Annotated in this window: 19 protein-coding genes; 10 read left to right on the top strand and 9 right to left on the bottom strand. The window is 39.2% G+C overall.

The genetic code is table 11. The features are described 5' to 3' along the window. Window positions 1-36: 36 nt before the first annotated feature. The 3 genes from FDK13_RS15965 to FDK13_RS15955 all read left to right on the top strand — a co-directional run bounded on the left by FDK13_RS15965 (window position 37) and on the right by FDK13_RS15955 (window position 3,677). Window positions 37-834, top strand: a complete 798-nt coding sequence (locus FDK13_RS15965; protein ID WP_137341007.1) for an N-acetylmuramoyl-L-alanine amidase family protein — start codon at window positions 37-39, stop codon at window positions 832-834. Window positions 835-955: 121 nt separating this feature from the next. Further along, the gene (locus FDK13_RS15960; protein ID WP_137341006.1) at window positions 956-1,924 is read left to right on the top strand and encodes an MlaD family protein; all 969 of its coding nucleotides are present in this window, start codon (window positions 956-958) and stop codon (window positions 1,922-1,924) included. Window positions 1,925-2,063: 139 nt separating this feature from the next. Then, window positions 2,064-3,677, top strand: a complete 1,614-nt coding sequence (locus tag FDK13_RS15955) for an acyl-CoA carboxylase subunit beta (protein WP_137341005.1) — start codon at window positions 2,064-2,066, stop codon at window positions 3,675-3,677. A gap of 98 nt (window positions 3,678-3,775) precedes the next feature. Here the strand turns inward: FDK13_RS15955 and FDK13_RS15950 are convergent, their stop codons facing one another. Beyond that, window positions 3,776-4,060 carry a hypothetical protein gene (locus tag FDK13_RS15950; protein ID WP_137341004.1) on the bottom strand — a complete coding sequence of 95 codons (285 nt, stop codon included), beginning with the start codon at window positions 4,058-4,060 and terminating at the stop codon, window positions 3,776-3,778. A 68-nt stretch (window positions 4,061-4,128) separates the two neighbouring features. Continuing rightward, window positions 4,129-5,493: a M24 family metallopeptidase gene (locus tag FDK13_RS15945; RefSeq protein ID WP_137341003.1), complete on the bottom strand. Its 1,365-nt coding sequence runs from the start codon at window positions 5,491-5,493 to the stop codon at window positions 4,129-4,131. 114 nt (window positions 5,494-5,607) lie between these two features. Here FDK13_RS15945 and FDK13_RS15940 point away from each other — a divergent pair, with 114 nt between their 5' ends. Continuing rightward, complete coding sequence (locus tag FDK13_RS15940) at window positions 5,608-7,557, top strand: SGNH/GDSL hydrolase family protein (RefSeq protein ID WP_137341002.1); 1,950 nt, start codon at window positions 5,608-5,610, stop codon at window positions 7,555-7,557. A 22-nt stretch (window positions 7,558-7,579) separates the two neighbouring features. Here FDK13_RS15940 and FDK13_RS15935 read toward each other — a convergent pair whose 3' ends face one another. The 4 genes from FDK13_RS15935 to FDK13_RS15925 form a co-directional block, all read right to left on the bottom strand. Continuing rightward, window positions 7,580-7,816, bottom strand: coding sequence for a DUF4926 domain-containing protein (locus FDK13_RS15935; RefSeq protein WP_137341001.1), 237 nt, complete (start codon window positions 7,814-7,816; stop codon window positions 7,580-7,582). 8 nt (window positions 7,817-7,824) lie between these two features. Then, window positions 7,825-8,169, bottom strand: coding sequence for a DUF6883 domain-containing protein (locus FDK13_RS15930; protein ID WP_137341000.1), 345 nt, complete (start codon window positions 8,167-8,169; stop codon window positions 7,825-7,827). Beyond that, window positions 8,156-8,332 (bottom strand): hypothetical protein, encoded by a 177-nt coding sequence (locus tag FDK13_RS35430; protein ID WP_170982814.1) that lies wholly within the window; start codon window positions 8,330-8,332, stop codon window positions 8,156-8,158. The genes FDK13_RS15930 and FDK13_RS35430 overlap by 14 nt, the downstream gene beginning before the upstream one ends. A 113-nt stretch (window positions 8,333-8,445) precedes the next feature. Further along, a complete protein-coding gene (locus FDK13_RS15925; protein ID WP_137340999.1) occupies window positions 8,446-9,357 on the bottom strand; it encodes a DUF1338 domain-containing protein in 912 nt (303 codons plus the stop codon). A gap of 286 nt (window positions 9,358-9,643) precedes the next feature. Here FDK13_RS15925 and FDK13_RS15920 point away from each other — a divergent pair, with 286 nt between their 5' ends. The 3 genes from FDK13_RS15920 (at window position 9,644) to FDK13_RS15910 (ending at window position 15,718) form a co-directional block, all read left to right on the top strand. Next, window positions 9,644-11,968, top strand: coding sequence for a PSD1 and planctomycete cytochrome C domain-containing protein (locus FDK13_RS15920; RefSeq protein ID WP_137340998.1), 2,325 nt, complete (start codon window positions 9,644-9,646; stop codon window positions 11,966-11,968). 108 nt (window positions 11,969-12,076) lie between these two features. Beyond that, window positions 12,077-13,534, top strand: coding sequence for a DUF1501 domain-containing protein (locus FDK13_RS15915; RefSeq protein ID WP_137340997.1), 1,458 nt, complete (start codon window positions 12,077-12,079; stop codon window positions 13,532-13,534). Beyond that, window positions 13,535-15,718 (top strand): chitobiase/beta-hexosaminidase C-terminal domain-containing protein, encoded by a 2,184-nt coding sequence (locus FDK13_RS15910; RefSeq protein WP_137340996.1) that lies wholly within the window; start codon window positions 13,535-13,537, stop codon window positions 15,716-15,718. 69 nt (window positions 15,719-15,787) lie between these two features. On the opposite strand, the gene FDK13_RS15905 is transcribed toward FDK13_RS15910, so the two are convergent. Continuing rightward, window positions 15,788-16,273: a heme-binding domain-containing protein gene (locus FDK13_RS15905; RefSeq protein WP_137340995.1), complete on the bottom strand. Its 486-nt coding sequence runs from the start codon at window positions 16,271-16,273 to the stop codon at window positions 15,788-15,790. Between the two features lie 19 nt (window positions 16,274-16,292). Further along, window positions 16,293-17,033, bottom strand: coding sequence for an MIP/aquaporin family protein (locus tag FDK13_RS15900; protein WP_137340994.1), 741 nt, complete (start codon window positions 17,031-17,033; stop codon window positions 16,293-16,295). 160 nt (window positions 17,034-17,193) lie between these two features. Here FDK13_RS15900 and purB point away from each other — a divergent pair, with 160 nt between their 5' ends. The 3 genes from purB (at window position 17,194) to FDK13_RS15885 (ending at window position 20,237) form a co-directional block, all read left to right on the top strand. Beyond that, window positions 17,194-18,549, top strand: a complete 1,356-nt coding sequence (gene purB, locus FDK13_RS15895; protein WP_137340993.1) for an adenylosuccinate lyase — start codon at window positions 17,194-17,196, stop codon at window positions 18,547-18,549. 102 nt (window positions 18,550-18,651) lie between these two features. Continuing rightward, a complete protein-coding gene (locus tag FDK13_RS15890) occupies window positions 18,652-19,677 on the top strand; it encodes an AAA family ATPase (protein ID WP_137340992.1) in 1,026 nt (341 codons plus the stop codon). A 2-nt stretch (window positions 19,678-19,679) separates the two neighbouring features. Continuing rightward, window positions 19,680-20,237, top strand: a complete 558-nt coding sequence (locus FDK13_RS15885) for a hypothetical protein (protein WP_137340991.1) — start codon at window positions 19,680-19,682, stop codon at window positions 20,235-20,237. Between the two features lie 72 nt (window positions 20,238-20,309). Here the strand turns inward: FDK13_RS15885 and FDK13_RS15880 are convergent, their stop codons facing one another. Beyond that, the gene (locus tag FDK13_RS15880; RefSeq protein WP_137340990.1) at window positions 20,310-22,859 is read right to left on the bottom strand and encodes an adenosylcobalamin-dependent ribonucleoside-diphosphate reductase; all 2,550 of its coding nucleotides are present in this window, start codon (window positions 22,857-22,859) and stop codon (window positions 20,310-20,312) included. Between the last annotated feature and the right edge of the window lie 123 nt (window positions 22,860-22,982).

Genomic DNA, 22,982 nt, shown 5'->3' with positions numbered 1-22,982 from the left:
GAAACTCCTAAAGAATAACGCCGTAACTAAAAAATAATGTTAAAAGTTCTTAAAATCGTAATTGCAGCGAGTTGTTTAGCTTTGAGTCTGGCCTTTGCTTTTCGTAAAAACCCCGCTTCATATAATTTGCAAAGTAAGGTAAATGTTGTGGTAATTGATGCCGGTCATGGTGGTCATGATATTGGAACAAGAGGAAAAAAAGCCAGAGAATCAAATGTGGCACTAAGAATTGCACTGGCGTTAGGTCATAAAATCAAGGAGGATTCTCCGGATGTAAGGGTACTTTACACCCGCGATACGGACGAATTTATTGAACTCGGAGAACGTTCCGCTTTCGCCAACAGGAATAATGCAGATCTTTTTATATCCATACATTGCAACTCTACGCCCAATTCGCACAGTGTTAGAGGAACTGAGACGTACGTGATGGGGTTACACAAGACAAATGGTAACCTGGAAGTTGCAAAGCGTGAGAACTCGGTAATTCTTAAAGAAACGAATTACAAGCAAAAATATAAGGGTTTCGATCCGGATTCTCCGTTGGCCGCAATTATGCTTGCAAACTACCAAAGCGCATTTATTTCAAGCAGTCTGCGTTTTGCGGATCATGTTGAAAAGAAATTCCGCTCGGTTTCTGACCGTTCAAGCCGTGGAGTTAAACAGGCTGGATTTCTGGTATTATGGAGAACAACAATGCCCAGTGTGCTTATTGAAACGGGATTTTTGTCAACTCCGGAAGAAGAAGAATATTTAAATTCGGAAGAAGGCCAGGATGAAGTAGCGGAATCTATTCTTCAGGCATTCAAGGTTTATAAGAAACAAATGGATAACTAACATCTGTTTCTTAGTAGGGGTTTTTATTGATCAGTTGTCATTAATCAATAAGGAAAGAATTTGTAAACATTTATTACTTTAAGCTTTCGGCGAATGTTGAAAGCCAATTACTATTAACTTCATGAAGCTAACAAAAGAAGTAAAAGTCGGGTTAATGGCGATTATGGCGATGGTCTTATTATATTTCGGCTTCCATATCCTCAAAGGCTCAGACGTATTTTCGAGAACATATAAATACTATGTAGTTTACGATAATATTGACGGACTTACGGCGTCTAATCCTGTGTTACTGAATGGATTAAATGTTGGACGCGTTCAGGAAATCAAATTATTGCAAAATCAGCAAAACCGTCTTCTGGTTTCTCTTGATATTCAAAAAGGTATTGTTTTGCCAAAAGGAACTATTGCGTTACTTGCAGATGGAGGTTTGCTTGGCGGAAAAGTTATTCACCTTGCTATGGGAACTTCCTCTGTCAATTTGCAGGACAATGATACACTACTTGGAAAAAAGGAATCAGGGATTTCTGCGGTTTTACAGGAAAAAGCGTTACCATTGGTTACGCATGCCGATTCATTAATTCAAAATCTTGCAGCCGTTGCGGATGGATTTAAAGAAACCGGAAAGATCTTAAACCAGATGTTAAAAAACTATGATCAAACAGGAAATGCGGTACAGGGACTTGTTACTGAAAACCGTAAAAATCTTTTGGTCATGACTTCCAATCTCAACAAATTGTCTGAGTCGCTGGTGGAAACAGAAAAAGGGTTAAAACCAATTTTGGCCAAAACAGGATCATTTGCAGATTCTCTTCAGGCTTTAAGATTAGGTACTACGGTTCAAAGTGCAAATCAGACGATCTCAGAATTACGTCATATATTGGCTGAGGTTGAATCCGGGAAAGGAACCGCTGGTAAATTGATAAAAGATGAAACGCTTTATAACAATCTGAACAGCACCATTGTCAGTCTGAACAAACTGATGACGAATTTCCGGGAATATCCTAAGCGCTACGTACATTTATCGGTTTTTGGTAAAAAAGATAAGGGCCCGTCGGAATCACCTTTGGATACGACAACGAAGATCAAATAGAAGTACAAGTTAAGGTTCAAATATAGAGAAAGTCGTTTGCTGTCAGCAGGCGACTTTTTTGCTTTTGATAGCAAAGGTTCCAATAAATTTCTACCTTGAATTTGAAATAATTATTGTTTCAAATACATTTCATCAGACTATGGCAAATCAGGAAAACACACGGCAACTTATTGAAAATCTCAATGAGCGATATGAAAAAGTAAAACTGGGCGGAGGACTGAAAAAGATTGAAAGTCACCACAAAAAAGGAAAACTGACAGCAAGGGAACGAATAGAATATTTAATTGATACAGATTCTTACTTTTTAGAAATCGGCGCTTTCGCAGGTGATGGAATGTATGCTGAAGATGGTGGTTGTCCGTCTGGCGGGGTTGTTGCCGGGATCGGATATATTTCTGGCAAGCAATGTGTGATTGTTGCGAATGACGCGACTGTAAAAGCGGGTGCCTGGTTTCCTATAACAGCGAAAAAAAATCTGAGAGCGCAGGAAATTTCCATGGAAAACCTGCTGCCGATTATTTATCTGGTCGATAGCGCCGGTGTTTATCTTCCGATGCAGGCCGAAGTTTTTGCAGATAAAGAACATTTCGGGAGGATTTTTCGAAATAATGCAAAAATGTCGGCGATGGGGATCGTACAAATTTCTGCGATTATGGGAAGTTGTGTGGCCGGTGGAGCTTATCTACCTATTATGTCGGACGAAGCGATGATTGTGGAAGGAACCGGATCTGTATTTCTGGCCGGACCTTATCTGGTAAAATCTTCGGTTGGAGAAGATGTGGATGCAGAAACTTTGGGTGGAGCTGCAATGCACTGTGAGATTTCCGGTGTCACAGATAACAAATATCCGGATGATAAAACATGCCTTGATGCAATCAAAAGGCATATTGATAAAATCGGACAATCGGCAATCGCAGGTTTTGATCGGAAAATAGCCCTAACACCTGCCCGTTTCCCGGAAGAGATTTACGATATTCTTCCCGTAGACCGGCTGAAACCTTATGACATGAAACAGATTCTGGAATGCATTGTTGATGCTTCGGAACTTGATGAATATAAACCTGATTATGGGAAGACTATCATTTGTGCTTATGCAAGAGTGGAAGGCTGGGCGGTTGGAATTGTAGCGAATCAGCGGAAAATGGTAAAATCCGGGAAAGGCGAAATGCAGATGGGCGGGGTGATTTATGGTGAATCAGCCGATAAGGCTGCACGCTTTATCATGAACTGTAATCAAAAGAAAATTCCGTTGTTATTTTTCCACGATGTGACGGGTTTTATGGTCGGAAGCCGTGCAGAACAAAGTGGGATAATTAAGGATGGAGCAAAAATGGTCAACGCTGTTGCGAATTCTGTGGTACCAAAATTTACGTTTATCGTTGGTAATTCATATGGTGCAGGAAATTATGCCATGTGCGGAAAGGCTTATGATCCACGCTTGATTTATGCCTGGCCAACAGCACAAATGGCAGTTATGAGTGGTGCAACGGCTGCTAAAACGTTGGTTCAAATTCAAACGGCAACGCTGAAATCACAAGGAAAAGAAATTACGCCCGAAGCAGAACAGGAATTGTTAAGACAAATTACAGAGCGCTATAATGAGGAATTATCACCTTATTATGCAGCTGCCAGACTTTGGGTTGATGGAATAATTGATCCGGTGGAAACGAGAAAAATAATTTCTGTTGGTATTGAAGCAGCAAATCATGCGCCGATTAAGGAAGTTTTTAATGTAGGAATTATTCAGGTTTAGTATTTGAAACAGAGAACTTTTTAAGCAAAAAAGAGGAGTCAGATTTTTAAATCTGACTCCTCTTGCGTATTGATATTCTCAAAATTATACATCAAATATTAACTCCTTATTTCAAGAAGCATATCATCCGTAATGTTATTTTTTTCCTTGAAATCGGAAACTTTGTCTACAAAAGAGACATGCAGCGCTTCGATATTTTCAAGGTTTTTATAGGCACCATCGTAAATTTCATTTAGAGATTTGTCAAGATCCTGCACGTTCACATTCATGTTCTCAGTCTCAACCTGGCCTATTTTCTTAATAACGGCCGTTTCACTATTCTTCAAATCTTCGATTTCACGAAGAATTTTTTCCATCGATTTAAACTTTTCAATCTTATCCATAAGTCTTAAGTTGTTGTTTGATAATGATATTGGATAAAATATCGTACCAATCCCAAGACTTAGGAATTCTATTTACCGACGTTGGTCATCAATCTTGGAATAACAAAAATTTCTTTTTGGCGTCCGTTGATAAATCGAAAACCGGTTTTATCGAAATATCCATCCTCTTCCAACATGATGCGGATCGTCTTATCCCACTCGCCGATTTTCACTGCTGCATTTAATTCAATCGAATAGGCAGTATTTTCATAAAGTGGGTAATCTCCGGGACCTTTTACACCTTTTTGCTGATCCCACAAACCGATAGTCGGGCCGGCCGCGTGACCGTGTGATCCAATCGGGTGCGTGTAAATTGAACCATTTATGCCTTCTTTTTCTGCTTGCGCTAATGCGTCCAGAAGAATTTGATTACCCGTTTTGCCTGATTTAAACTGAGAAACCAAAATGTCCTGAAGACGATTTCCGGTAACAAATGCTTTTTTCAAATATTCAGGGACAACGGTTTCATTCGGTTTAAGAATGTAAGCATGTTGCTGCTGATCTGTATTAAGTCTCAGATACGTTATTCCAAAATCGCAATGAAGCAGATCTCCCGGCAAAATTACCTGATTGCCCGGACGTTTTGAAAATGTTCTTAAATGGTCAAATTTCTGGTCGTCTGCGCGCTGGATATCAATGGTCGGATGAAACCAGGTTTCCAATCCTAAGTCTGTAATACGTTGTCTAAGAAACCAGACTACATCATCAATCGTAGTTATTCCCGGCTGGATCACTTTTTCAGAAAAAGCTTCTTCAATAATTTCATGAGAAATCCGGCAGATCATCGGATAAATAATCATTTCCTTTTCCGTTCTCGTTTCCAGCCAACCTACGGCCAGTTTTTCTGCTGATACAATTTTTTGTTGAAATTCTTTTGGAAGTTTTTGAAGAAACTCTTCATGTTCGTTGTAGGTCAAACCATCGGCATGTCCATAATTTTTAGAAAAGTTAAGCGCAATCTTCTTTGGATTTTTTTCCTTGATCACTTTTGCCAGCGCATCCCACTGATCCGGATTAGAACTTAAATCCCACTCGCCTTTCAATAATGTGCCAACATCATATCTTGCAATCGCTAATTTATCAAGCGGTTTCCCGGCTCCCGGATCAAAAAATACCATAACTGTCCTTCTGCGAGCCGAAAGCCAGGTACTTGGAAGCATCGTTTTCATGACCGGATCTTCATTATATTCTCTTGAAATAATAACCCACATATCAATCCCTTCCCGCCGCATTAAGGTTGGAAGCAAATTTTCAATCCGGTCTTCCAGAATATCATCAACGGCAATGGCACGTTCGCGTTCCGTTAGAATAATGGGAACAGTTTGAGAAAAACCAGCATTGGAAATCAGAAAAATAAATAGAAAGATTAACAGAATAGGAGAAGTCCGGGACATTGGCAGTAAAGAAGTTAGGTTAATAACAAAACAATATAATGATTGTTGTCTGGAAAAATAAATAAGGTTTATGCTTATATGTTAGAGATAAGCCATTCCTGTCTTTGTACTATTATGAAACAGATAAAATACTTTCCCTGCACTTTTTTCATTCTTATACTTCTGAGTTTTTCCAGCACCTTATTGGCACAAGCTGATGAGCAGATTTCCGTTTGGAAAGGCTTTGAAAAGATTGAATTTTCATTCCAAAATACAAAAGCCTGGTATGTAAAACCAAAGCAGGCTCTTCCCGGAAATCCATGGGTATGGCGCGCTCATTTTCCGACCTGGCATACGGATATGGATAGTGTTTTGCTGACAAGAGGATTTCATATTGCCTACGTCAATACAAACGATCTTTTCGCGCACCCGAAAGCGATGCAGGTTTGGGATGCTTTTTATGATTATCTGGTTAAGGAAAAACAATTTGCACCAAAAGTTGCACTGGAAGGTGTCAGTCGCGGTGGTTTGTATGTATATGGATGGGCGAAAAGAAATCCTGATAAAGTAAGCTGTATTTATGCCGAGGCACCGGTTTGTGATCCAAAAAGCTGGCCGGGAGGAAAAGGCAAAGGACAAGGTTCTCCGAAAGACTGGGCAAGCTGGCTGGAATTGAACAAACAGACAGAGGAAACTGCAAAATCTTTTGACGACATTCCATTAAATGATCTGGCTGGGCTGGCATCTTTCAAAGTACCTATTTTACACGTGATCGGATTAAACGACAAGATCGTCCCGCCATCAGAAAATTCCGATATTTTAATTGCCAATTATATAAAACTGGGCGGTCTGGCCACGGTTATTCCCATGACGCGGGGAGAACAGGCGCTGGAAGGACATCATTTTACAATCGAACATCCGGAAATGCTGGCGAATTTTATTTATGATAACAGCGTCCCTGTTTTAAAACCACTTTCACATGCTCCTTATATCGAAGTAAACCGTGGATTGGCAAACGCCTACGAAAAATTCAGGACAACGAAAAAAGGAATCGTAGCCTTTTTAGGAGGTTCCATTACACACAATCCGGGATGGCGAAATAAAACTGCGAAGTATTTACAAGAACATTTTCCTGAAACAGAATTTACATTTATCGCAGCCGGAATTCCTTCTTTAGGAAGTACGCCGCATGCTTTCCGTTTTCAGCGTGATGTTCTGGCAAAAGGCATACCTGATTTGCTTTTTCTGGAAGCAGCGGTTAATGACAGAGGAAATGGTTTTAGTGAAAAAGCGCAAGTAAAGGCTCTGGAAGGAATTATTCGACAGATGTATGCAAAAAATCCCAAAGCAAATGTCGTAATAATGGCGTTTGCTGAACCGGCTAAAAATGCAGATTATGATGCGGGGAAAGAACCTCTTGAAGTCAGTGTACATCAGCGAATTGCAAAATATTATGGTGCAGCTTATATCAATCTGGCTCAGGAAGTTTATGACAGAATTAAAGCCGGGGAATTTTCATGGAAATATGATTTCAAAGATCTGCATCCGTCACCCTATGGTCAGGAAGTTTATTTTCAAACAATTAAGGAATTGTTGAAATTGAATCCGGATATTACAACGACGGGAATATTAAAATTGCCTAATGCCATTGACAAATTTTCCTACGAAAAAGCAAGTTATCATCCCGTTGCAGAAGCTAAAAAACTAAACGGTTTTAAAGTTGATCCTGATTGGAAAGCTGCTGATAAAGTGTCAACACGACCAGGTTTTGTAGATGTGCCAATGCTGGTTGGTGAAAGTGCAAATGCTTCTTTCGAATTTGATTTCAAAGGTCGCGCAGTTGGAATAGCAATTATTTCCGGCCCGGACGCGGGAAAAATTTCCTATTCAATTGATGGAAAAAAAGCTCAGACCATGGATTTGTTCACCCAATGGAGCACGCAATTACATTTGCCCTGGTATTTGATGTTAGCGGATGAGCTTTCTTCAGGTAAGCATACTTTGAAGCTGGATATCGCTCAGGATAAAAATGAGAAGAGTATTGGGAATGCTTGCAGGGTGGTTTATTTTTTGGTGAATGAGTGATGAGCCAATTCTTGTAGGTAAACTAATCTATGATTAATTCACGGACATGAGGAATTTCTTGATGCGAAACTTTTCTAATTTGAGATGCTAACAAGGTTTCTACTGCAACGGTTTTACCATCAAAAGTTACGAATTCAACCTCATAACCTTCACCATTGTTATAGACCATAACGACGTTCCCAATATCCCCTTTTTCCAAACCTGATTGTGGCAAATCAGTGTTTAAAATGATTTTATCAAACTCCCTTATGTTTTCCATAACCTCCATTATTTGGGATAAGCTGTCACTAATTTAGGAATTTCACTTTGATTTTCAATAAACCAGACTGTTGTTATAGGATATGTTTTTCCAGTCACATCTAAATTGCCTTCAATAATAAATTTTGTTCCAAAATGATTTTGAACAACTTTGGAAATCTCGTTAAGCTGGGGAATTAGCATTAATTGTCTTGAAAACTCTTGAATATTGATTTCAGAGAATCCAATTTTTCTAAAATAAATCGCTTTTGAACCACCAGTTTCATGATCAAGATTTAATAAGTAGTCTTTAAGCTTATTACTTGAAATGTATATATTATTATAATGAGGTAAATACATTTTACTTCCACTCATCTCTTACCTGCTTTTGGTAAGTTAATCCGTCTAAACCTCGTTGAAGTTTTCCTGCATATTTCTTAACATCAAAACCTTTTCGGGTGGCTATGTCTTCTTCAATAGCTTTCATCGCATCTTTAATTGCTGAAGGCTGTGCATCTTTCTTGATCACTACAACCATGATTATTTTGGTTAATTTTTTTCAATCGGTTTAACTTAATTCTAATTTACTCATTCGCTTTTGATTAGCAATAAGTTAGTGGCCCTTACCACAACTTTGAATAAAATAGTTGTTTACTTGCCCGTTTGCGTCGTGTAAGTACTTTCAAAAATCTTATCCGCGTTGGTCGCTTCAAATCCATCCCGTCGATTTTTTCTTGAAATTTGATCAGTTGGCAGATTTTGAAATTTAGTTAAAACCTTTCTTTCTGCAAATTCTACATAAGAGCCTGAAATTTTATATGTTTCGCCATCTGCAAATTCGGCTTCGAGCATTTGTGCAACGGTAGCACTTTGTATCAAACCACCATCCGGACTGGTTTTAATTTTTCCTCCTGATGTATTGAGCGAAATTCCATGCTTTTCCAGAAATACGTTAAAATCTGAAACGGTATTATAACCTTCGGGTAAGTTGTGTACGCTGATCGTGAAGTGATTTAGATAATAGCGATTATATATTACCCAGGCCGCATATTCGCTTTCTTTTAACAAAGTCAGATAATCGCTTAACGTAGGTGTGCGCCAAAGCGGCGTGTGCAAAAAAGCATCAACATCTTCACCATTGTTTAAATCAAGATTATCCACCGGATCACTGATGACTTCATCCGTATAACTTTTAATAATACGCTGACTTTCTTCAGAAAGATCGCCCACACGAAGTTCACTTACAAAAATCCGCGGATCTGTTTCCCTTGGCGGACTATACCACCACGCATCCAGTTTTTTACCTTCAAAGAAATAATGATCCTTTTTTTCATAACCGTAATGAAGAAAAATCTTTTCAAAAGATTGAATTCCAAGCCGTGGAACGCCCATGGTACGGAAAGCAATGTGATCGTTTTCTATATCCTTTTCAGTGCCAATAATTCCTTCCGAAATCATGGAATTTAAAATCTTTTTTACGTCAGGAACGCGCTCTGTATAGCGACGCATCAGTCCAGGTAAAACAATATCAAGTGTATCTGTATTTTGATTTATAATGGACATATAAGTTTCGGTTTAAAGTCTGTAATCTGATAAATTGAAATAGTGGGTATTATTTGGGTAAATAAAATATTGTTAAGTGATTATTCCGTAAGTTAAAGCTCAATTGAAATTTTTTGCATGAACCTTTGAGAAAAAAGATATTTACAGTATGTTCATACATATTAAGCAGTTAGAAACGTTTTATTAAAATAATTTAAAATATTTAGAGTATAATCATACCGTTGATTATTTTCTTTAGTAATGCTTTATTGAAAAAGTTTATAACCCTGATAACAAATTGAATTTAATGAAGAAGCGACTCTTCTTTTTGGCTGGAATACTTCTTACGATCGTGATAGGCGTAATATCATGTTTCCAGAAGAATGGTGTAGCCGGGAAGAAATCTTCAGACGAGGTAATCAGCTACAATTTTAATATCCGGCCCATTTTGTCCGACAAATGTTTCGCCTGTCATGGTCCTGATGCTAATAAGCGGGAAGCGGGTTTACGTCTGGATATGGCCGAAAGTGCTTATGCAAAATTAAAGAGCGGAAAAGGAGCCGTCGCCATTTTCCCTGGTAAACCTGAGCAATCCGAATTGTACAAAAGAATAACTTCTCTTGATCCCGAAATGCAGATGCCAACGCCGGAATCGCATTTGGGATTACTCAATGAGTCTGAAATTGCTACTGTAAAACGCTGGATAGAACAAGGCGGGAAATATGAAAAACATTGGGCATTCAGCGCTCCTGTTTTACCAAAAATACCGGAAGTTGATAAAAAAGATTGGCCAAAAAACGAGATCGATTATTTCGCTCTTTCCAAAATGGAAAGTCTGGGCATTACGCCGAATGAAGAGGCAGATAAAAGTCATTTGTTGAAAAGAGTTGCACTGGATTTGACAGGCTTGCCTCCTTCGCTGGAACTTCAAAATAAATTTGCTGCTGACAACAGTGCCAATGCTTACGAAAAAGTAGTCGACGAATTACTCAGCCAAAAAACGTATGGAGAAAAAATGGCGCTGCACTGGCTGGATGTCGCCCGCTATGCGGATTCTTACGGTTATCAGGATGATGAAATCCGCACACAATGGCCATGGCGGGATTGGGTGATCAGTGCCTTCAATAAAAATCTTCCTTATGACAAATTCCTGACCTGGCAAATAGCAGGTGATATGCTTCCGAATGCCAGCAAAGAACAAATCCTTGCAACCGCTTTTTTTAGAAATCATAAATACACCGAAGAGGGCGGTGTGATTCCGGAAGAGTATCGGATTGAGTATAATATTGACAAAACGAAAACGTATGGAATGGGAATTCTCGGTCTTTCCGTGGAATGCGCGCAGTGCCATGATCACAAATATGACCCAATTTCCCAGGAAGATTATTACCGGCTTTTTGCCTTTTTTAATAATACCAAAGAAGTTGGTTATGAAGGGGACGTGTCTCAGTCGAAGCCAGCTAAAAATCCGATCATGAGTATTTCGGACGATGAGGCGAAAAAGATTCTGACTTTTATCAATCGTCCTGATACGAGCCGGTTAATGGTTTCGGTTATGGGTGAACGGGATACTTTACGTGCAACGCACATTTTAAACCGTGGTGTTTATGATGCACCCGGAAAAGTTGTCACGGCGTCGGGACTTCCGTCTGTGATGAAATTTGACACAACAAAAATTCCTCAAAACAGATTGGGACTGGCAAGCTGGACAACGAGCAAGCAAAATCCGCTAACAGCCAGAGTTTTTGTAAATCAGATCTGGCAGGAATTTTTTGGTAGAGGTATTGTGAAAAGCACGGGTGATTTCGGGATGCAGGGAGAATTACCAACACATCCTGCCCTGCTTGACTGGATGGCCGTAGATTTTATGAATCATGGTTGGGATATGAAGCGACTTGTAAAGGAAATCGTTACTTCGAGCACTTATAAACAATCTGCAAAGCTTACCAAAGAAAAGGAAAAGCTGGATCCGGATAATATTTATCTTTCCCGTGGGGCTCGTTACCGTCTACCGGCGGAATCCGTCCGGGATATTGTGCTGTCCAGCAGCGGATTATTAAATTCAAAAATCGGCGGACCTAGCGTGAAGCCTTATCAGCCAAAGGGTTTGTGGGAATCCGCAACTTCTGGCCGTGGTCAATTGGCAAAATATAATCAGGATCATAATGATGCACTTTACCGGAGAGGAATGTACACATTTATCAAACTCACCGTTCCGCCGCCATCGATGATCATTTTTGATGCCAGTAACCGGGATCATTGTGAAGTGAAACGTTCTAAAACGAATACACCTTTACAGGCTTTGGTGATGCTCAATGATCCGGCGGTTTTGGAAGCATCCAGGGTTTTGGCGGAAAAAATGGCGCTTAAATCTTTATCACCGGAGCAGAAAATTACGGAATCATTTCAAAGAATTGTTTGCAGAAAACCGTCAGATAAGGAAATCAAATTGCTGACGGAATATTATAATGATGAGTTTTCTTCAATTGGAAAAAATAAGAACCAGGCCCACAAAATTTTGAATGTGGGAGAACATCCGCATGAGTTGAAGGTGAACGAGAATGAGGCAGCAGCGTTAATGCGGGTGATTAATACATTGTATAACATGGAAGAGACGATCACTAAATCCTAATATTTAACCGCAATAGACGCAATAGTTTTACGCAATGGACGCAATTAATATTAGTCCTTGCGCCTATTGCGAAACCCATTGCGTCTATTGCGGTTAGAAAAACTGAACATGGAAAAACCGATTTTTGATTTTGGTTTAAATACGAACCGCCGGCATTTCTTATCCAAACTAAGTTTGGGTTTAGGAAGTGCTGCCTTGGGTTCCCTGCTGATACCTGATATGTTCAAAGGAGGAGGCGAAAGCGATGTGAATGATCTCATGGCCGGATTGCCACATTTTGCCCCCAAAGCAAAACGGGTAATTTACCTTTTTCAAAACGGTGCACCGTCCCAGCTTGACTTATTTGATTATAAACCGATGCTGAACAAAATGCACGGTCAGGATTTGCCGGCATCCATTCGTGCTGGTCAGCGGCTAACCGGTATGACGGCCAATCAGGCAAAATTTCCACTTGCAGGGTCTGTTTTTAACTTTGCTCAATATGGAAAATCGGGTGCCTGGATGAGCGAGCTGCTTCCGCATATGTCTAAAATTGTGGATGACCTTTGTATTATAAAATCACTCAATACCGAAGCTATTAACCACGACCCTGCCTTAACTTTTTTCCAAACAGGTGCGCAGGTAGGAAACCGTCCGAGTATGGGTTCCTGGTTGAGTTATGGTTTGGGTAGTGAAAACCAGAATTTACCAGGATTCTGCGTGCTTTTGTCGCGCGGAAAAGGAAATGGGCAAGGAGTTTATTCTAAATTATGGACGAATGGATTTCTGGATTCGGTTCACCAGGGTGTACAATTCAGCAGCGGCGAAAATCCGGTACTTTATCTGAATGATCCTGATGGAATGAACCGCGATGAAAGGAGAAAGATGCTCGATAATCTTTCCCGGTTAAATCAGAATACGTTTGACGAATTTGGCGATCCGGAAGTAACAGCCAAAATTCAGCAATATGAAATGGCCTTTCGTATGCAAACAGCGGTTCCGGAAATTACGGATATGACCAAGGAGCCGGAATCAATCGTGAAAATGTACGGGCCGGAATGTTTGGTACCCGGTACTTATGCGGCAAATTGTCTTTTAGCAAGAAAACTGTCTGAACAAGGTGTCCGGTTTATTCAGCTTTATCATCAGGGCTGGGATAGTCATGGCGGATTACCAAATGAAATTAAAGGGCAATGCATGGACGTTGATCAAGCCTCTGCTGCATTGATAACAGATTTGAAACAAAGAGGATTACTGGACGAAACGCTGGTGATCTGGGGTGGAGAATTTGGCCGGACAAATTATTGTCAGGGTACCTTGACAAAAGATAATTACGGCCGCGATCATCATCCAAGAGCATTTACGGTCTGGATGGCTGGCGGTGGTGTGAAACCGGGAATTGTCTATGGAGAAACAGATGAATTTGGTTATAATATTGTAAAAGATCCGGTACACGTGCATGACTTTCATGCAACAATTTTAAATCAATTGGGCTTAGATCACGAAAAATTAGTTTATAAACATCAGGGACGCCGTTACAGGCTTACTGATGTTGCTGGCAAATTGGTAAAAGGAATTATTGCTTAAATGGAGCCAGCATCACGACCGAATGGCCGTTCTTTTTCAGATTGGAAGGGATGGATATACAATTTTGCCTTCTTCCTGAATGGCCTTTTAATTTTTCTTGTACTATTTGAAAACCGGTTTGTAGTACCAGTATGGATGCAATCTTTGGGGCGTATGCACCCATTGGTTTTGCATTTTCCTCTGGTTGTTTTGATGCTTTATTCGTTCTGGATTCTTATTGTTGAAAAGAAAGAATCCAGTAAATGGAATGAAGATCTGGCTGATACTCTTTTATTGATCGGGATTGTAACCGCGGCAATCGCAGCTTTCTCCGGTTTTGTACTATCACAAGAAGGTGGTTATGAAAAAGGTGCTATTTTCTGGCACAAATGGCTCGGAATAGTAATTTCTGTCGCTAGTATTTTTTGGTATAGTTTTCAAAAATATTTGCCTCCCTGGAAAATTCCTGCAAAAATCATTTCTGTTTCGCTGCTGGTCATGCTTTTGGTCGGCGGTCATTTAGGCGGCAATATCACACATGGCGAAAATTTCCTGACTGCGCCGATGCAGCTTGCCGTTGTTGAAAATGACAAAGTAACTTTCGAAGAAGCAAACGTCTATACCGATCTGGTTGAACCCATTTTGGAACAAAAATGCATTTCCTGCCATAATGCACAGAAATCCAAGGGTAATTTGCAAATGCAAACTAAGGAATTGTTTGCGAAGGGCGGAAAAGAAGGAGCTCCCTGGGATACCACAAAAGCTGATTTGGGAATTTTATTAACACGTGTTCACCTTCCTTTGGATGATAAAAAACATATGCCGCCAAGAGGGAAAGCACCGCTTACCGATGATGAAATTGCGTTGTTGGAAGCATGGATAAAAGGCGGTTCACGGTTTGATGAGATGGTGAAATCGGTTAGTCCGCAAAACCCGATTTATAGTTATGCACAAAATGTTTTAGCCGGATCCGAGGCGGAAGAAAAATATGATTTCAGTGCGGCAAGTCCGGAGAAAATTAAAGAATTGAATTCAACCTATCGTTTGATCAAATCCGTTGCCGCAGAATCTCCTGCCTTAGCAGTCAATTTTTATAACAGGGCTAATTTCAAAAGTGAAGATATTGCTGCATTAGCACCTTTGAAGGAACAGATTATAGAAATGGATCTGAGTAAAATGCCGGTTAAGGATGAAGATTTGAAAACAATTTCCCAATTCACGGAATTGCGGAAACTGATCTTAAATTTTACAGATATCACCGGATCGACATTGCCGGAATTGAAAAAATTGACAAAACTTAAAAATTTGTCATTGAGTGGTACCAAGGTAAAATTGCTCCAAATTCAGGCGCTATCAGAAATTCCGGCTTTAAAAAATGTCTTTGTGTGGAATACAGATCTGACATCGCAGGAAATGCTTACTTTGACAAAATCGGGAAAAATAAGTTATGAAACGGGTTTTAGAGGTGATACCGTAGTGCTGAATTTAAATCCTCCGATTATCGAAAATGAAGATCAGATCCTTTCCGGAAATACAGCTATTCGGTTGAAACATCAGATTCCCGGAACAATAATCCGGTATTCATTGGATGGAAAGGAGCCGGATAGCACAACTTCGACGATTTATAATAAACCTTTTCCTGTAAGCAAAAACACAAAACTGATAGCAAAAGCATTTAAAAAAGGATGGTATGGAAGTAAGCCGGTAGAAAAGTTTTTCTTTAAATCCACTTTTCACCCCGATAGTGTCAGATTGATTACCAAAGCAGATTTGAAATATCCGGCGCAGGGAAACAAAACATTGAACGACCGTGTCAAAAGTGATAATTCAGCTTCAAGCGGAAAATGGCTGGGATATCGCGATCAGGATTTGCAGGCATATTTGTATTTCAATAAACCAGTCAAAGCACAAAGCATAACGATAAGTATGCTTCGTAATGTTGGAGGATTTATTTTTCCGCCAACCCGAATAGAAGTTTGGGGAGGTTTGAGTGAAAAACAGATGAAGTTATTAAAAGTATTGACACCCAAAATGCCTGATAAAACCACAGCCAACTCAGAAAATCTGGTATTTGATTTCGATTTTCCTTCACAAGAAATCAGCTGTTTGAAAGTAGTAGCAAAGCCTCTTTCAAAGTTGCCGGAATGGCATCCGGGCAAAGGTCAAAAAGCCTGGGTTTTTATGGACGAGGTATTTGTAAATTAAAAATTCCTGTAACATTCATCTTTAAAAAAGACAGAATGTTACAGGAATTCGTTTAAGATATCCTATTGCTTATTTATCCTTCTTTACAAAAGCCTCAGGGTTTTTAGCCTGAATTTCTTTGCGGATTCCTTTTGCCCAATCCGTTACTTCTGTGATTTCAGTATCTGTCAGTTTAGCATTCGAATGCAGCCAAAGATAGGACTCTAGCGGCATTCCATGTTCTTCAATTTCTTCTGAAAACTCATCGAGTTTATGATCCGCTTTTTTAGGTTGATAAGATGCAAACTCGGACAAATTAAAATGTCTTTTTCCATCCACAATATGGTCATTCATAAACCATGCGCCTGGCTGAAATTGTGCATACCATGGATAAACAGTGTTGTTGGAATGGCAGTCGCGGCAAGCTTTACTTAATATCAACTTTACGTTTTCAGGAGTTTCGTAATGTTTTTCAATGTCGTTAGGAGACATTGCGGTGGATTCATTACGAGTTGGTCTGATAAATTGCATCAAAATGAAAATAACCAAAAGACCGATCAATATTTTCTTCGCCATAGTGAATAAGGGTTATCTGTTAAAATGAAAAGATACGTAATATAATGGCACCAACAATGGCGCCTAAAATGGGCCCGGCAATTGGAACCCAGGCATACGACCACTCAGAAGAACCCTTTTTGGGAATTGGTAAAACAGCGTGTGCGATTCTCGGTCCCAAATCTCTTACCGGATTAATTGCATATCCCGTTGTTCCACCTAACGATAACCCAATACTCCAAACGAGCATACCAACAAGATATGGCGCTATGCCCGAAGGAATCGGTCCTCTTTGTACATCAGAAGTTCCTGAAAAACCTATGGCTGCAATGCCAACAATTAAAACAATGGTGGCAATGAATTCACTTAAAAAATTAGCTCCCGGCGATTTAATCGCAGGATTTGTAGAAAAACAAGCCAGCTTGCTTCCCGGATCTTCTGTTGCTTTCCAGTGAGGCAGATATTGTAAATAAACGATAACGGCTCCTAAAAATGCACCAATTAATTGCGCTGTTATAAAACTAAAAACATTGCTATAATCACTTTTCAAAACTGCGAATGCTATCGTTACTGCGGGGTTTAAATGTGCTCCGGGACTTCCAAAAGCATTGGCAACAAATACACCGAAAATTACTGCAAATGCCCAGCCGGCGGTAATTACAATCCATCCTCCATTTTCACCTTTGGTTTGCTTCAAAACGACGTTGGCGACAACGCCGTTTCCTAATAAAATAACGATCATAGTACCGACTAGTTCTCCGATAAATGGGGTTTGCTGCATAGGGATGGATTATGGAATAAAGATTGTTAAGCAAATATGTAAATAGTATCAAAATAACCTAGACAAATGCTAAAAAGAATATTTCGTAGCCATTATACCAGTTTCTCCTCGTGAATTCTTCTAACTTTGTATCAAAATTTATCTTTCTGCATTGTAAATCATGTCATTAAATCAACTTACGGCTATCTCGCCGGTCGACGGTCGCTATTATAAGCAAGTATCTGAGCTTTCTTCATATTTTTCTGAATACGCCCTTATCTATTACAGAGTATATGTTGAGGTGGAATATTTCATAGCACTTTGCGAAATCCCGCTTCCTCAGCTATCAGAATTTGACAAGAAACTCTATCCTTCTTTACGTAAGATTTATGAGGATTTTAATGAAGAAGACGCGCTTCACATCAAGGATATTGAAAAAGAAACAAACCACGATGTAAAGGCGGTTGAATATTTTATCAAAGAAGAATTCGAAAAACTGGGCATTGAGGCATACTCGGAATTTATCCATTTTGGTCTTACTTCTCAGGATATTAATAATACTGCCATTCCACTTTCTTTGAAAGATGCGCTGGAAAGAACGATCAAACCGTTGTTCCGTCAGGTTCTTTTTGTGCTTAAGAGAATGTCAATTGAATGGAAAAATATTCCAATGCTGGCTTTCACACACGGACAACCTGCTTCTCCAACACGTGTTGGGAAAGAATTTCTGGTATTTGTTGAAAGATTGGAACGTCAGCTTGAAATGTTGGAAAAAATCCCGCATTCAGCCAAGTTTGGCGGTGCAACAGGTAACTTCAACGCGCATCATGTAGCTTATCCAAAACAAGACTGGATGGCTTTTGGAAATCATTTTGTAGATGGATTGGGTTTAAAACGCAGCCGTCATACAACACAAATTGAGCATTATGACAATCTTGCCGCGATTTTTGATAACCTGAAAAGACTAAATACAATTCTGACAGATCTTAACCGGGATATGTGGACTTACATTTCCATGGGTTATTTCAAACAAAAAATTAAGGCTGGTGAAGTAGGTTCGTCTGCTATGCCGCATAAAGTAAATCCGATCGATTTTGAAAACTCGGAAGGAAACCTTGGATTGGCTTCGGCATTGTTCGAGCATTTTGCACAAAAGCTGCCAATTTCACGTTTACAAAGAGATTTAACGGATTCTACGGTTCTTCGTAATATAGGTGTTCCGCTGGCGCATCAGGCCATTGCTCTTAATTCTTTGATCAAAGGATTAGGTAAGCTTGAACTTAATGAGGATAGGCTGAAATCTGAACTGGAAGATAACTGGGCAGTAGTTTCAGAGGCTATTCAAACGATTCTCCGTCGTGAAGGTTATCCAAAACCATACGAGGCGCTTAAATCGCTGACGCGTACAAATGCAAAAATTACGCACGAATCAATTTCACATTTTATTGAGACGTTGGATGTTGCTGAAAGTATTCGTGAAGAGCTGAGGCAGATTACTCCATTTAATTATTTGGGCGTTGTTGAGGAGACGAAGTAATTTGTTTTAGAGATCATTCTTGGTAAGAATTTAAGAAGTCAAGTTTTCGAAACTTGACTTCTTTGTATATTGGGAAAGTTTTATGCATTAATTAGTTGACTTATGGACTCATTTATCAATCATATAGAAATCAAGAATTTCAAATCAATCCGTCATCTTGAAATAGATGGGTTTAAAAGAATTAATCTTTTTATTGGCAAGCCAAATGTTGGTAAATCAAATATTTTGGAGGCGCTTTCGATATTTACAATTCCATATTTGAAAAATAATCTTTCGAAGAAGTTAACTGACTTAATAAGGTTGGAGGAATCCACGCAAATATTTTACGAGGGAAATTTTAATAAGGAAACATTTGTTGAACTAAATTTTTCAAGCGACAAGAAATTTAGATCAACTCTTACTTTTAATAAGGAAGCGGACCAGTTACTGTTTTCATTTAGAGAGTTAACTTTTAATGGAAACCCTCCTGAAATGTCTGATTTCTTTTTCAGTAATTTGAATCTAAAGTCAAGTGGTAAAAATAATTCTAATTCTGGCAAGGTAAAAAGATACGCATTTAATATTGATTCCAAACTAGGCAAGAAAACGCGATTGTCATTTTTAAATCCTCCGTATGGAAATAATCTGATGTACGTACTAGAATTGCTGCCAGAATTAAGAGAGGTATTTACTCATTGGTTTAAGCAATATGGATTAAGGTTAGTTTTAGATAAAGCAACTAATTCACTTAAAATAATGAAGGATAATGGATTGGATGTCTTCATCATTCCATATTCACTAATAGCAGATACTTTACAAAGAATTATTTTTTTTAAAACAGCCGTAGCATCAAATACTGACTCAATTTTGGTTTTTGAGGAACCCGAAGCTCATTCCTTTCCTCCGTATATAGCTGAATTTACACAGGAAGTAATTCACTCAGACACCAATCAATTCTTTATTGCAACTCACAGCCCAATTATTGTTGATGATTTTTTAGAAAATGCAATAGACGACTTAGCAATTTTTATGATAGACTTTAAGGAGGGGCAGACCGTGTCTAGATCTCTAAGTGAAACGGAAATTCAGGAGGTTTTTAAATATGGGATAGATTTATTTTTTAACAACGAATCATACTCCCACTCTTAAGTATGGACGAACATATCATTCCAGAGTGCTTTATTGATACTAAATTGATTAAAGGCTTAAATCCTCCCAAAACCAGGTATAATCACACAAAGGGTTGTTCGTCTGTCACAAAGAAGATGCGGGAAAAATTTGCTGATACTTTTGCTCTTGGAATTGTTGACAGGGATAAAAGAAAACTTGAATATGTAGATGAATTTAATTTAGTAATTGAATTGCCCAATAATTTACAACTGTTCAAACATCAACGTAAAAATCACTATCTAATATTTATTTGCCCAGCGATGGAAAAATGGATTATATCCTGTGCAGACGAAAATAACATTTCGTTGACTAATTATAATCTTCCACACGATTTTAAAAAATTATCCAAAATTACTAAAACATCAAAAAGTGAAGATGAAGATTTACATTCCGTTGATTTTCAAAAACTTTTCAAAGAGTTTAAAAAGTTAAATTCCCCAACCATTGCGGTGCTAACTTTTTGGATAGATTATTTAAAGCAACATCCATTTGATGCAGAGATTGAGTTTATAAAATCGAAAACAAAAGGATATAATTAATAATAACAAAAGAAGCCAACCTTTAAAAGATTGACTTCTCGGATTTACAGCGTACTATAATTTATTTAAAGATCAACCACACTTCGAAGAACCGCAATCCTTGCAAGTCAGACAGCCTTCCTGATAAAGTAAATTCGTAGAATTACAATTCTGGCATTTTTGCTTTTTAACTTCTGTTCCATCCGGAACATAACGTTTCAGCGCACGGGCCACACCATTTTTCCAGGTATTGATCGATTCATCCAATTGCAAGCTGCTGATCAGATCAACCACTTTTTCAATCGGCATTCCGTGGCGCAAAGTGCTGGAAAGCAATTTCGCGTAGTTCCAGTATTCCGGGTTGAATTTATGCGATAATCCTTCAATCGTCGTTTTGTAGCCACGTGTGTTTTTATACTGGAAATCGTAACGTGAACTTCCGTCTGCTTCGCGGTTTTTAATGATCAAACCTTCATTTACCCATCTTGGGATCAGAATTCCATCTTCATCATCCGCGAAACCAGTGAAAATTTCATAAGGTCTGTCATCAATCAAACCGATAAAAGCGATCCATTTATCTTTTTTGTTTTGGAAACGAACAATTTCAGCTTCCAGAGTCTGAGGTCTGATTGTCGGGAACGGTGTGTTGCTTATTTTGTCTTCCTCTTTTTTCTCTTCGTTTGAGATCAAAACACCCGAACGTGAGCCGTCGCGGTACACCGTAACACCTTTACATCCCGCCTTCCAGGCTTCCAGGTAACATTCTCCAACCAATTCTTCCGTCACATCATTCGGCATATTGATAGTAACACTGATCGAATGATCCACCCATTTCTGGATTGCGCCCTGCATTTTTACCTTTTTCAGGTAATCTACATCGTTGGAAGTCGCTTTGTAATAAGGCGACTGTTTTACCAGATCGTCCAATTCTTTCTGACCATAATTTTTTGTCAGATCATGACCATTCACTTCCATCCATTGTTTGAAACGATGGTGGAAAACAACATATTCTTCCCACGAATCACCCACTTCATCCACAAAATCAACCCGCGCATCCTGATCGTTCGGATTCACTTTTCTTCTTCTTTTGTAAACCGGCATAAATACCGGCTCGATACCAGAACTTGTTTGAGACATCAAACTGGTTGTACCCGTTGGAGCGATCGTCAGAAGTGCAATGTTTCTACGACCGTGTTCCAGCATTTCGTAGTAGAGCTGTCCATCCGCTTCTTTCAAACGCTGCATGAACGGATTGTTTTTTTCTCTGTCAGCGTCGAAAATGCTGAATGCACCGCGTTCTTTCGCCGTATTCACCGATGCGCGGTAAGCTTCCAGCGCAATCGTTTTATGGATTTCAACAGAAAATTCAGAACCTTCATCGCTTCCGTAACGCAGACCAAGCGCAGCCAGCATATCACCTTCGGCTGTTATACCAATGCCGGTTCTTCTGCCTTCTCTTGCTTTGGTCTGGATATTGAGCCAAAGATTTTTTTCCGTACGTTTGATTTCTTCGTCTTCCGGATCTTCGTTTATTTTTTCAAGAATCGCATCAATTTTTTCCAGTTCCAGATCGATGATATCATCCATCATACGCTGCGCTACGTTGATGTGTTTTTTGAAAAGCTCCCAGTTGAAAGCTGCCTTTTTGGTGAAAGGATTTTCAACGTAAGAAAATAAATTGATCGCCAGCAAACGGCAGGAATCATACGGACATAATGGAATTTCGCCGCATGGATTTGTCGAAACCGTTTTGTATCCCAAATCAGCGTAACAATCCGGCAAAGATTCCCTGATAATGGTATCCCAGAACAAAATCCCCGGCTCAGCCGATTGCCACGCGTTATGAACGATCTTTTTCCAAAGTGCAGTTGGATCGATTTCTTTGGTATAAACCGGAGTTTTGCTATCGATCGGATATTGTTGTGTATAAGGCTGCTGCGCTTCAACGGCGCGCATGAAAGCATCATCAATACGAACAGAAACATTGGCTCCGGTCACTTTGCCTTGTTCCAGTTTAGCATTTATAAAATCGCCGGAATCAGGATGTTTTATAGCAACCGAAAGCATCAAAGCGCCTCTTCTTCCATCCTGAGCCACTTCACGTGTAGAATTTGAAAAACGCTCCATAAACGGAACGATACCGGTTGAGGTCAAAGCCGAATTTTTAACCGGCGAACCTTTTGGACGGATATGTGACAAATCATGGCCAACTCCCCCACGTCTTTTCATCAACTGAACTTGTTCCTGGTCAATTTTCATGATTCCGCCGTAAGAATCTGAATCGCCATTATTTCCAATTACAAAACAATTGGAAAGCGAAGCAATCTGATAGGGATTTCCAATTCCCGTCATCGGACTTCCCTGTGGAATGATGTATTTGAAATCTTTGATCAGGTCAAAAACTTCATCTTCCGTCATTGGATTTGGATAGCGAACTTCAATACGAGCAATTTCGCTGGCGATACGGCGGTGCATATCGTTTGGTGTCGCCTCGAAAATCGCTCCGTAAGAATCCTTTAATGCATATTTATTAACCCAGACACGGGCTGCAAGATCATCGCCTTTGAAATATTCCAGCGATTGTTGATAAGCTTCATCTGAGGTGTAGGTAGTTTTGTTTTCAGATGGTTTTGTGATTTCCATTTTTTATATTTTTCGTCTTTTGATGAATAGTCTATTTATCAAAGTTAATTATTTGTTAAGTTTTCTAAACATTAAAATTTAAAAAGTTTTCAAAAAATAATTATAATTAACTAAATATCAGTT

The sequence above is a fragment of the Dyadobacter frigoris genome (assembly GCF_005280585.1).
GTDB lineage: Bacteria > Bacteroidota > Bacteroidia > Cytophagales > Spirosomataceae > Dyadobacter > Dyadobacter frigoris.
Note: the sequence above shows the minus strand (reverse complement) of the source record. Positions and strands in the feature narration are given on the sequence as shown.

Coding starts and splice junctions, on each gene's coding strand:
- FDK13_RS15905 (WP_137340995.1), bottom strand. CDS start 16,273: ATGGCGAAGAAAATATTGATCGGTCTTTTGGTTATTTTCATTTTGATG.
- FDK13_RS35430 (WP_170982814.1), bottom strand. CDS start 8,332: ATGGTTGTAGTGATCAAGAAAGATGCACAGCCTTCAGCAATTAAAGAT.
- FDK13_RS15915 (WP_137340997.1), top strand. CDS start 12,077: ATGGAAAAACCGATTTTTGATTTTGGTTTAAATACGAACCGCCGGCAT.
- FDK13_RS15900 (WP_137340994.1), bottom strand. CDS start 17,033: ATGCAGCAAACCCCATTTATCGGAGAACTAGTCGGTACTATGATCGTT.
- FDK13_RS15885 (WP_137340991.1), top strand. CDS start 19,680: ATGGACGAACATATCATTCCAGAGTGCTTTATTGATACTAAATTGATT.
- FDK13_RS15880 (WP_137340990.1), bottom strand. CDS start 22,859: ATGGAAATCACAAAACCATCTGAAAACAAAACTACCTACACCTCAGAT.
- FDK13_RS15950 (WP_137341004.1), bottom strand. CDS start 4,060: ATGGATAAGATTGAAAAGTTTAAATCGATGGAAAAAATTCTTCGTGAA.
- FDK13_RS15955 (WP_137341005.1), top strand. CDS start 2,064: ATGGCAAATCAGGAAAACACACGGCAACTTATTGAAAATCTCAATGAG.
- FDK13_RS15965 (WP_137341007.1), top strand. CDS start 37: ATGTTAAAAGTTCTTAAAATCGTAATTGCAGCGAGTTGTTTAGCTTTG.
- FDK13_RS15910 (WP_137340996.1), top strand. CDS start 13,535: ATGGAGCCAGCATCACGACCGAATGGCCGTTCTTTTTCAGATTGGAAG.
- FDK13_RS15890 (WP_137340992.1), top strand. CDS start 18,652: ATGGACTCATTTATCAATCATATAGAAATCAAGAATTTCAAATCAATC.
- FDK13_RS15960 (WP_137341006.1), top strand. CDS start 956: ATGAAGCTAACAAAAGAAGTAAAAGTCGGGTTAATGGCGATTATGGCG.
- FDK13_RS15930 (WP_137341000.1), bottom strand. CDS start 8,169: ATGAGTGGAAGTAAAATGTATTTACCTCATTATAATAATATATACATT.
- FDK13_RS15940 (WP_137341002.1), top strand. CDS start 5,608: ATGAAACAGATAAAATACTTTCCCTGCACTTTTTTCATTCTTATACTT.
- FDK13_RS15925 (WP_137340999.1), bottom strand. CDS start 9,357: ATGTCCATTATAAATCAAAATACAGATACACTTGATATTGTTTTACCT.
- purB (WP_137340993.1), top strand. CDS start 17,194: ATGTCATTAAATCAACTTACGGCTATCTCGCCGGTCGACGGTCGCTAT.
- FDK13_RS15935 (WP_137341001.1), bottom strand. CDS start 7,816: ATGGAAAACATAAGGGAGTTTGATAAAATCATTTTAAACACTGATTTG.
- FDK13_RS15920 (WP_137340998.1), top strand. CDS start 9,644: ATGAAGAAGCGACTCTTCTTTTTGGCTGGAATACTTCTTACGATCGTG.
- FDK13_RS15945 (WP_137341003.1), bottom strand. CDS start 5,493: ATGTCCCGGACTTCTCCTATTCTGTTAATCTTTCTATTTATTTTTCTG.